The organism is Enterobacter cloacae complex sp. OE43NF (genome assembly GCF_023544405.1).
Lineage (GTDB): Bacteria > Pseudomonadota > Gammaproteobacteria > Enterobacterales > Enterobacteriaceae > Enterobacter > Enterobacter cloacae.
Genome location: NZ_JAMJFW010000024.1, coordinates 65,486 through 74,340 on the forward strand (window position 1 = coordinate 65,486; position 8,855 = coordinate 74,340).

The 8,855-nt window shown below is 57.3% G+C and carries 6 protein-coding genes; all 6 read right to left on the bottom strand.

All coding sequences use genetic code 11. The annotated features are described in order from the left end of the window. Positions 1-6: 6 nt before the first annotated feature. The 6 genes from tssE to M8370_RS13160 are packed head-to-tail and all read right to left on the bottom strand — an operon-like array spanning position 7 to position 8,613. Positions 7-462 carry a type VI secretion system baseplate subunit TssE gene (gene tssE / locus M8370_RS13135; protein ID WP_250021156.1) on the bottom strand — a complete coding sequence of 152 codons (456 nt, stop codon included), beginning with the start codon at positions 460-462 and terminating at the stop codon, positions 7-9. Next, positions 462-1,007 carry a type VI secretion system lipoprotein TssJ gene (gene tssJ / locus M8370_RS13140; RefSeq protein ID WP_250021157.1) on the bottom strand — a complete coding sequence of 182 codons (546 nt, stop codon included), beginning with the start codon at positions 1,005-1,007 and terminating at the stop codon, positions 462-464. The genes tssE and tssJ overlap by 1 nt, the downstream gene beginning before the upstream one ends. Further along, complete coding sequence (gene tssG, locus M8370_RS13145; protein WP_250021158.1) at positions 985-2,070, bottom strand: type VI secretion system baseplate subunit TssG; 1,086 nt, start codon at positions 2,068-2,070, stop codon at positions 985-987. Before tssG ends, tssJ begins: the two co-directional genes overlap by 23 nt. Beyond that, positions 2,034-3,788 (bottom strand): type VI secretion system baseplate subunit TssF, encoded by a 1,755-nt coding sequence (gene tssF / locus M8370_RS13150; RefSeq protein WP_250021159.1) that lies wholly within the window; start codon positions 3,786-3,788, stop codon positions 2,034-2,036. Before tssF ends, tssG begins: the two co-directional genes overlap by 37 nt. Positions 3,789-3,829: 41 nt before the next feature. Continuing rightward, complete coding sequence (gene tssA, locus M8370_RS13155) at positions 3,830-5,431, bottom strand: type VI secretion system protein TssA (RefSeq protein ID WP_250021160.1); 1,602 nt, start codon at positions 5,429-5,431, stop codon at positions 3,830-3,832. Further along, on the bottom strand, positions 5,431-8,613 hold the full coding sequence (locus M8370_RS13160; RefSeq protein WP_250021161.1) for an ImcF-related family protein: 3,183 nt from the start codon (positions 8,611-8,613) through the stop codon (positions 5,431-5,433). Before M8370_RS13160 ends, tssA begins: the two co-directional genes overlap by 1 nt. Between the last annotated feature and the right edge of the window lie 242 nt (positions 8,614-8,855).

Below are 8,855 nucleotides of genomic sequence, written 5' to 3' on the forward strand. Positions count from 1 at the left end.
TAAAAATCAGAGTGCGGCACGGGTATCAAGATACTGCTGCTGTTTCAGGTGGCGGATTAACACCCTGCCCTCCGGCATAAATTCCGTACCGTAACGGACCAGACCGATGCCCTTCAGCTCCGCGTCGATGGCGTAGCGCAGTTCGCCGGGAATAGCCTGCTCAAGCAACACCACATCGATTCTCTTAAGCCGGGGCTCGTACTTAAGCAATACAGACGATAAGATCCCCATCAGTTCATGGGTCGTACCCGGCATCCCCTGCAGAATTTTGGTCATATCCGGCAGACCATAGTCCGGCAGGTGCGCCAGCGTACCGGCGCGGCAGTTGAGCACGCGCTGCATGTTATCAAGTACGGATAAAATCACCTGGTTCTGCTCACTGACCTGGTGCAGGCTCAGACCACCGGAAAAATTACCAGTCAGCAGTTCATACAGCGATGGCGTGTTATGTCCCTGTGGCATCAGTCATCCTTTCGCGGTTGTAATGTCAGATGGTTATTCCCGGCTTCAAGAGTGCGCGGTTTATCCGGATCGAGATCTTCACGTCTGAGCACCTGTTTCCAGGTGTTGTTAACCATATCCGGATGGCGGAACAGCCCGACCACCGCGACAAAATGCGCTTCTTCTTCCATCGGCATATCAAGGCTCACATCTCCGCCCGGCTTCACCACCACGTCACGGCTGGTCAGAAGGTCCGCTTTAAGAATGGTCTCCCCGTCCTTCAGCAGCTGCTGATAGACCGTTTTGTCGAAGATCTTGCGGTCTTTCAGTTGATATACGCGGACTACCACCGGCTCAGACAGCGAGTTACTTTCGCGGGAATCGGTGTTCAACGCTTCACGGGCGGTGAAATCCAGATGCAGTACCTTAATTTTTTTATAAAACACAGCGTTAAATGCCGATTTAGTGCCATCAGTGATACCCTGCGTAATCCCACAGCCCGTGAGGCTGAACGCCAGCAGTGCAGGCAGCCAGCACGCGGGTTTAATCAAACTTGTACGTAACACGTCGGTTTCCTTGTTGTGGTGTTGCAGGTTGCAGGCCGGTGTAATAGCCCAGTTCCGTCGTAAAGGTTTGCGGGATATCATCTGCAAACGCTCCCTCCTCCGCCCCCAGTACGCCATTCATGCCGAGCCAGAAAGATCCTTCACCGAGCGGTGGCACGGCCAGCAGGCGGGTCAGGGTTGTCAGGGTGATTTTTGCCTTAAAACGCCAGCCAAGGTAGACACGCAGCATCACCAGAAAGTCCTGATACAGTAGACCGTCCGGTTTCCATCCCTGTGATTCCTCTTCGTTATCGGTGGACAGTGCGATCAGCAGCTGGCTGCTGGCATCCATCGCTTCATCTCCAAGTGGCGTGTTGCCATCCAGTAGAAAATCGTCATCACCGTAAAAACCTAATGGCTGACTGACCTCCACCGGACGCAGGCAGTACGGGCTGACCGTCACGGTGGTATCCGGTGCCAGCAGGCTCACCAGGGCCTGTATCCCCTCCTGGGTTTTCCCCGGTTGCTGAAGTACACCCAGCAGAGCCAGAAAACGGGATACCGGTGTGGCAATGTGGTTCGCGGTGCCGGGAATACCCAGCCCCACCAGGCCCAGCAGCGACTGCGAAATGCTGTCGGTCCCGCCGGGCTCAAAGGTGGCCGGGTAAGAGTACTTACGCCAGATGCGGTAAAACTGCGTCAGGATGCGGTGGCTGAAGATATCCAGAAACCCCTGCAGCGCGTCATGTCCTTCACGGCGCTGAGTGATGTCATCAAGATACGCCGTCGGCAAGGGGGAATCGACACCGTACATTCCCATGAAGGTCGCTCGAATAACCGGAGGTGTGTTGTCATCCTCTTCGTCATACTCAACGGCTTTCAGTTCGCTCGCCGGAAAGCCCATCCCGGGGTGCGGCGCAAAGCGCACCGGGTCATCACCAGGATGGCTGGTTGAGCCCATCAGCGGCCGGTCCGGATTCAGTTTCTCCAGCAACTGACAGAAACGATAAAAATTCATGCGGTGCAGGTCGGCTTCCAGCCGCGGGGTCAGCCGGGAATGCGGCGATTGTGCTTCTCTTCCCATTCCAGGCGCTCTCCTGTCGGTTGCAGAATGATAATCAGGCGGTTAAACAGATAAATGTCGGTATACAGCGCGAAGAAACGGCTCAGCATCTCGCCAAACAGGCAGATGTCGCCGCGCCCGGCAAAGCCGTGGCTGTCCAGCGTCACCTCAATCTGCACGCCACGAACCAGATAGCCCTGCTCAAAGCGCGCGGATTCACTGTGTTTCACGTCGAGGATGGCTTCCAGGCGGCGGCGGTTCATCTCGCTGTCGGTCCATTCATACAGCGCCAGGGTCCCGCGCAGCACATCGGCGTTATCCATCATCGACAGAAACCCGCTGCCAAGGTGACTTAGCACGCGCCAGTGAAAACGGTCCTGCGCCGGTGGATAACAGGGCAGCGTTGGCGCACATAGGTTGCGCACGGCAATATTGGCCGAGGTCGTTTTCATCACCGTATCAAGTACAGTGCTCTGCAGCGCACGCCGTGGCAGCTGGCCGTTGGTACCGGTGAGCGTCAGCGACAGGCTCTCATCTTCCGGCACCGTATGGTTATCAAACGCTTCACCGCCGAGGATGAGCCAGGTGTTATGCAACCCGGATGGCCCCCGGCGCACGCGGGTGTGGTAGTAATATTCCGGTGCTTCATGACGCATCATTCCGCCTTTGTGACGGAAGCTCGAAAACGGCACGTAGGTATGCTGGCTCGATGACATCACCGAATCCACGGTGTATATCTCGGTATGGCCATCCTGCACACGCATCGGGCGCAGCATGTATTCGATTTGTAAGGAGTTAAGCGTCAGTGGGTCAGATTCCAGCGGAAACAGGTTAATCACCGGCACGCAGTTCAGGCGCAGATGCTTTTCGGTAAAGCTGAAATCGTGCTCCCAGCGTTCTGCCAGCACCACATCGATTTCAAACCAGGGGAGTTCAGCCGGAAAGGCCACGCTCTCCAGTCCGCGCAGCCCCGTGAACATGAATTTCTCGCGAAAGGTGAAATACTCCAGCAGCAACTGGTAACCGCTGAAACTGCTGTCCCCTTTCGGCCACAGTCTGTCATCTTCACCAAACCCCAGTGCGGTGAAATACCCGTCCAGCGGTCTTCTGTCCGTGTCACCCGGCATCCGCAGCCAGAGGCGCGCAGTGTTCATGGTAAAGGCTTCATGCATGGCGCAAGCCAGTGGTGCGTCAGCTTTGAAATAGAACGGGATCTGGCTGAGATCGACACAACTCCAGTCAGCCAGATGGCTGCAGCTGAAGCGCAGGCTGATGACCGAACGCCCGTCCGGATCAGTCGACAGGCGGGCATGCTCCAGTGCAAGTGGCTGTAGGGTTATCTCTTGAGTTGTGGTGTAGCGACAACGTGTGCCTTTTTCACCGATCGGTCGCGAGTTTACTTCGAAGCCTTTGTCAATACGCATCGGTTCTTTCATCTCACGCCAGTCGGGGGTGAACTCCACCACCGACATCGAGGGAATGGTGCGCAGGTAATGCGGCCACAGCAGGCTGACTAGCCCTTCGGTCAGTTCAGGCAGATCGTCATCAAGCTTCTCGCGAAGACGCCCCATGAGGAAGGCAAAGCCTTCAAACAGACGTTCCACGTACGGGTCGCGCGCGCCCGCTTTATCAAGATTGAGCATCGCTGCCTGTTCAGGGTGAGCACGGGCAAATTCTTCGCCCGCTTCCAGCAGATAGCGCATTTCGGCGTCGTAATAACGCAGGGTTAAATCGTCCATAAAAACCTGAATATGTGTGTTTTAAAGGTATGCAGGTGTTGTTACCCACAGAGCACCGCACTTCCTGCCGGGTCAAGTGCAATCAGACCGGCCAGAAGCTGGTCCATCTCCGGCTGAAGCCGTGACTTATCGGCTTCACTGCGTGTGGCTTTTATGCGCAGCAGTCGGAAGCGGCGCGATTTCACTTCAAACAACAACGTCGGCGTCCACTGTGCGAGGGTGATGGACTGTGCGGCATTGTCGAGCTCACCCAGTAAATGCAGGGCCAGTTCATTTTTACCTTTCTGCTCTGCCACACGAGCCATCAGCAGACGCAGCAACCATCTGTCTTTTGTGGTGTCGGTGCCCGGGCGCGTCTGCAGCCAGTGGAGTGTGGCATCTAGTCCTTCGCTGTCTGCTTTCTCCAGTGCTTCAGGTTCAAGCGCCAGAATATCGTTATCACCCGTACTGATAGCGCTGACAGGTTCATCCCGCCAGCCGGACATATCGTCCAGCACGCTCTGGTTTATCCAGTTCAGCGTGACCTCATCGGCGAACGGTGTCCCGTCGTTAAAGGCCAGGGTTTCAAGCCCGGTAAGACGGCGCAGCAGCCCTTTCAGGTCGGCTGTGATGATGTCGGCCAGCACATCCTGCCCCAACTTCATCAGGGCCTGATGGGTATACCACTGCAAATCCAGCCAGAGGTGATTGGCACCGCGCGAGAAGGTATTGTCCGCCTGCTCCAGTATTTCCAGCCAGCTCTGTTGCAGATAGAGTCGCTTGAGCATCGCCCGCTGGTCAGCTCGCGGCGGCTCGATGCGCGTTTTCCCTTCAGCATCCGGTGCCGGAATAGCGCTCAGCGTGTCATGACGCAGGCTTTTCATCAGCCGGTGCGCCGCAAGCCAGCCACCGGGTTGCTCACGCAGGTACCCCGTCAGGGTGCGAGCCTGAGCCAGTAAGTCCTGACCCGAGGTGATGCGGCTCAGCATTGGCGCGTCCTGTTCTGTCGTGTGAGATGGCTGCTGACTACGTGTCTGATTGCTTGCGTTCTGCGGTACCACGGCATCCACGCCCCCGCCTTTCATCAGACGGGACTCAAGAGCGCTGTACAGGGCATTCAGCTCCGCCCGTGATGCTTCAGACTCTGTCTCCAGGCTGTCAGCAATGAGCAGTAGCGCCCCGGCGGTACGCTGTGCATCCTCGCGTACGACCTCCGGGTACAGTGACAAACTGTCCAGTACACGGGTACTGCCGAGCCATTCCAGCGCGGCCTTGCGGCTGCGGTCCCGCCGGGGGTGAAGCTGGATGCCGTAGCGCTGCAATAATCCCGCCACCAGTTCAAGTCCTTCGGCGAAGCCGGCTTCGCCATCCTGGTGCAGGCGCGCCCAGCAGTAATAAGTCGCAACCCGGATATCTTTTGCCGTGGTGGTCATCAGTTTTTCGGCAAGCGTGCAAATCAGCCCGGTATCGATGCCGGAAAGCTTATTGACCTCCTCGCGAATGCGCTGGAAATCATCGTCATATCCCGGGTCTTCTCCCGCCGGACAGGTCACGCTGACCGGAGCAAGCCAGCGCTGCCAGCGTTCCGTACGAGTCTGCGCCTGCTGTCGCAACAGGGTTTCATCCGCCTGACAGGCGGCCACCAGATTCTGCAAAATATCCATTATTCCGTTCCGTCCATATCACTGCTTTCCGTACTGTCCATCAGCGCCTGCGCCGTGGCCGCGCTGTCGACACTAAATATCTGATCCGGCAGCGTAAAGCCGCGCAGTGCCAGTAACGCCAGCGGCCCGCTGCCCAACTGTGAACGCAGCACCCACTGCAGGGTACGGCCATCCGGCGCGGTGAAACTCATCATCCACTGACTGCGATCAAGCTGCGCACACTTGCCCTGGTCCAGCCAGCGAATAAAGCCCCAGGTCCCGCTGTAATCCCCGAACAGACGCGCACCGGCGTTGATCGTGGTCCAGGTCAGCATGGTTCCCGGCTTGTACGTGTCTCCCGGCCAGCGGAAGGACTGCCAGTCAGTCATCTGGTTGAAGTAGTGCAGCTTTTGTCCATCAACAGTCAGTTGCGTCTCCACCACCTGCGGTACCGGACGCGCCTGCAGTTCGAAGCTGATACCCTGGCTGCCGTCGGTAAACAAAATGTCCGACAACTGACTCAACTGATTAATCGCCCGCAGGAAGGCCGGGTTAAAACTCAGCCCCTGGCTGTTGACCTTATCCGGCACCCACTGGCTGCCCTCCTTGTGCAGAACACCACCGAGCTTTGTCGTCAGGAAGCGTTCAATACGTCCGCTGTCCTTACGCACAAATTCAGCCAGCATCGGCAGGGAGGCATCACTTTTACTCGCGGCAAACGGGAAACGTCCGTCAAATGCGGTGTGCCAGTTCGCCACTACAGAGCGACTCCACTTGTCATTGAGGCTCGCTGCCGACGGCTGAAGCACGGTTTCCCATGCCTGGGTCAGAGGCTGCACAAACATCGTGCTGCCAAAACCACTCCACTCTTCGCCAAGACTTGCAGAAATGAGACTGCCGTATTGCTGGGTGTCGGTCAGGTCCACGCTTTTGCCCTGGAATACGGTCTGCGCCAGGGTCTGCATCATCGCCTGCGGGTCAGAGGCGCTAGCCACCTGTTGCAGGCGCAGACGCACGCGGGTGATACGGGTCAGGTACGTCTGCAGGCTCAGGGAGTTATCAGCCGACATGACGTTGCTGCCCTTGTTTTTACCCAGAAGCTGAAGCAACGGTCCAAAGGTGTCATCCAGCGGCCCCTGCGGTCCTGACGCAGACTGATCAATCGCAGGCTTATCTTTTCCACCTACGAGATCTTTAGCCGATTTGATGATGGAGTCCGAAAGAGCTTCGCGCTGCTGTCCGGTCTGTCCCTGCCAGGCGAGGGTATTCATCAAGGCGATCAGCGGTGACTGGCGGACATCACTCATCAGCGTCAGCTGGTCGGTGACATCCGCTATGTTGTTCGCCGGATTAAGTTGCAGGCTGTTGAGGAAGCTCAGCCAGCTGCCAGCAAAGTCAGTGAAGTAGCGTTGTGTCAGACGCGCTTTCAGTGCTTCCGGCGACAGGTCTGAGGAGACGGCTTTTCGGCTGTCGCTCAGCACCCAGTCGATTTCATCGCGGCGGGAATTTGCGGCCTTTTCGATAGCCTGCTGAATCCCCCCCTCCCAGGCCTGACGGGTGAACATTCCCGGTACCACCTCATCGGTGGTAAACAGGCGACGGGCATCGGTACCGCCGGTCATGTCCTCCAGAGACACATCGGCAAAGTTACGGCGCACGGATTTGAGCATGTTCTCGTACAGCGTGCTTTCCGCGTTGCGCCGTCCTATCTGCTGCAGCAGCACCTGGCGGCCCTGGCTGACCAGCTGCGCATCCGGCGTGATTTTCCACTGTGGCTGCGCTGGCAGTTCGGATATATAGAAAGCCCACAAATCCGGTGACAGGCTTTGCCACAGGCCTGCTGAGATACCCATTCGCGTCGGCTGCACGGTTTTCATGGTCTGCGCGTAGAATGCGCCGTCGGCTTTATCCGGACGAGTCATCATCAGCCAGGTTTTCAGCTGGTCATAGCCCGGTTTCGCCAGTCGTGTCCGTTGGTCACTGTTGGGGGCAGAATTTGCCAGCGCGCTGAGCTTCTGCTTAAGCGCCTCATTTGCCGGGTCGCGTATCAGGCGGTTGTTTGCCACGCCGTACCAGGGCAGCATCGCATCAAGCAGTTGCTGATTATGGTCGAGGCCGAAGCGCTGATACCAGGGCGCGCCGTCCTGGATACGGTGCTGCAGGCGGCCGGCATCATTGCGCAGGGTATGCAGGGCCGTCAGCTGGTAATCCGATACGGAAGGGTGCTCCACCAGGGCATGCGCCTGCTGCGCAACAGAGACTATCTGTGACCGGTTAACCGCGAACGACAGCAGCGTTCCCGCCCCCCAGAGACCGATAATGGCCATCAGCGTCCAGGCAAGCGTCTGCTCCCACGCCATACCGACACGGCGGCCACGCACGCGGGTGCAGTCGTCAACGATACCCTGCCAGGTTGCCGGCAGGGTCAGGGCATGGCGCTGTGATTCCGGGATATACTGTTCAGCGTCGGCGGTGCCCGCTGACGTACCGGCAGGTTGATTCTCCGGCAGGCTGAACATCAGCCCCCGCAGCGGAACGCGCTGCTGAGAAACATAGAGCCATGGCACCAGTTGCTGAGTCCAGCGGACGATACCGCCGTCCCGGAGATGCTGGCCCAGGCGCAGCAGGAAGTCGTGGTGGTTGTTCTCAGTGACCTGACTCACACCCTGCGTTCGCAATGCAGGCAGCATCCGCTCAAGCTGACGGGTAATATCGTCAGCTTTGGCACGCAGCGGGAAGCTTGCGCCTACCGCCTGCTCAGGACGCGTATCCTGCGACCAGTTGCTGTCGCACAGCTGCCACAGCCAGACCGGGGCGGAATAACGGAGCAGTTCGCTGATTTTTTCCAGCCCGCGTAAATCGTTGTCGCTGATTTGCGGGGTCAGCTTAAGCGACTGCGGCAGTACACGGATAATCCCGTCCAGCGGGCGTCCGCGTCGAAGCTTGCGCAGTGCGGCGTATTTTTCGCGGTCAGGCTCCGATGTCAGGCTGCCGCCGTAAATCAGCACGGTGCGGTTACCTTCAAGCCACTGCTGCTGTTGCAGGCCTGGAACCAGTCGCTCAATCGCGGCTTCATCACCAACGATTAGCAAGAGACGGATTTTATGGTGCCAGAAGAAGGTATATCTACGGCGGAGGGATGTTCTGAGAGATAAATACTCATTCCAGTATGTATTATCCTTTTTCTTTTCAGCCTGCGCCATTGCTTCTTTTCCGGTTGAAGCAGCCTTAATAGCTTTATAGTTTTTCTCACCGAACAGGCGAGTGACAATAAAAAATAGAATAATAAATAACACAAAACCGCCAGTCAGCAACCCACAGGTGAAAAGCCAATATCCTTGCTGTACAGAGCCGTCCGTGACTCCCAGCGTTTCGGGAGATAATTTAAGTAACCAGAAAACTGTCGTTCCCACTACAAAAAGAAACGAAAGAATCAGCCATAGCT

Bases quoted from the DNA above. Each gene is read 5' to 3' on its own strand.
- tssE (WP_250021156.1), bottom strand. From the start codon at position 462: ATGCCACAGGGACATAACACGCCATCGCTGTATGAACTGCTGACTGGT.
- tssG (WP_250021158.1), bottom strand. From the start codon at position 2,070: ATGGGAAGAGAAGCACAATCGCCGCATTCCCGGCTGACCCCGCGGCTG.
- tssF (WP_250021159.1), bottom strand. From the start codon at position 3,788: ATGGACGATTTAACCCTGCGTTATTACGACGCCGAAATGCGCTATCTG.
- tssA (WP_250021160.1), bottom strand. From the start codon at position 5,431: ATGGATATTTTGCAGAATCTGGTGGCCGCCTGTCAGGCGGATGAAACC.
- M8370_RS13160 (WP_250021161.1), bottom strand. From the start codon at position 8,613: ATGGCGCAGGCTGAAAAGAAAAAGGATAATACATACTGGAATGAGTAT.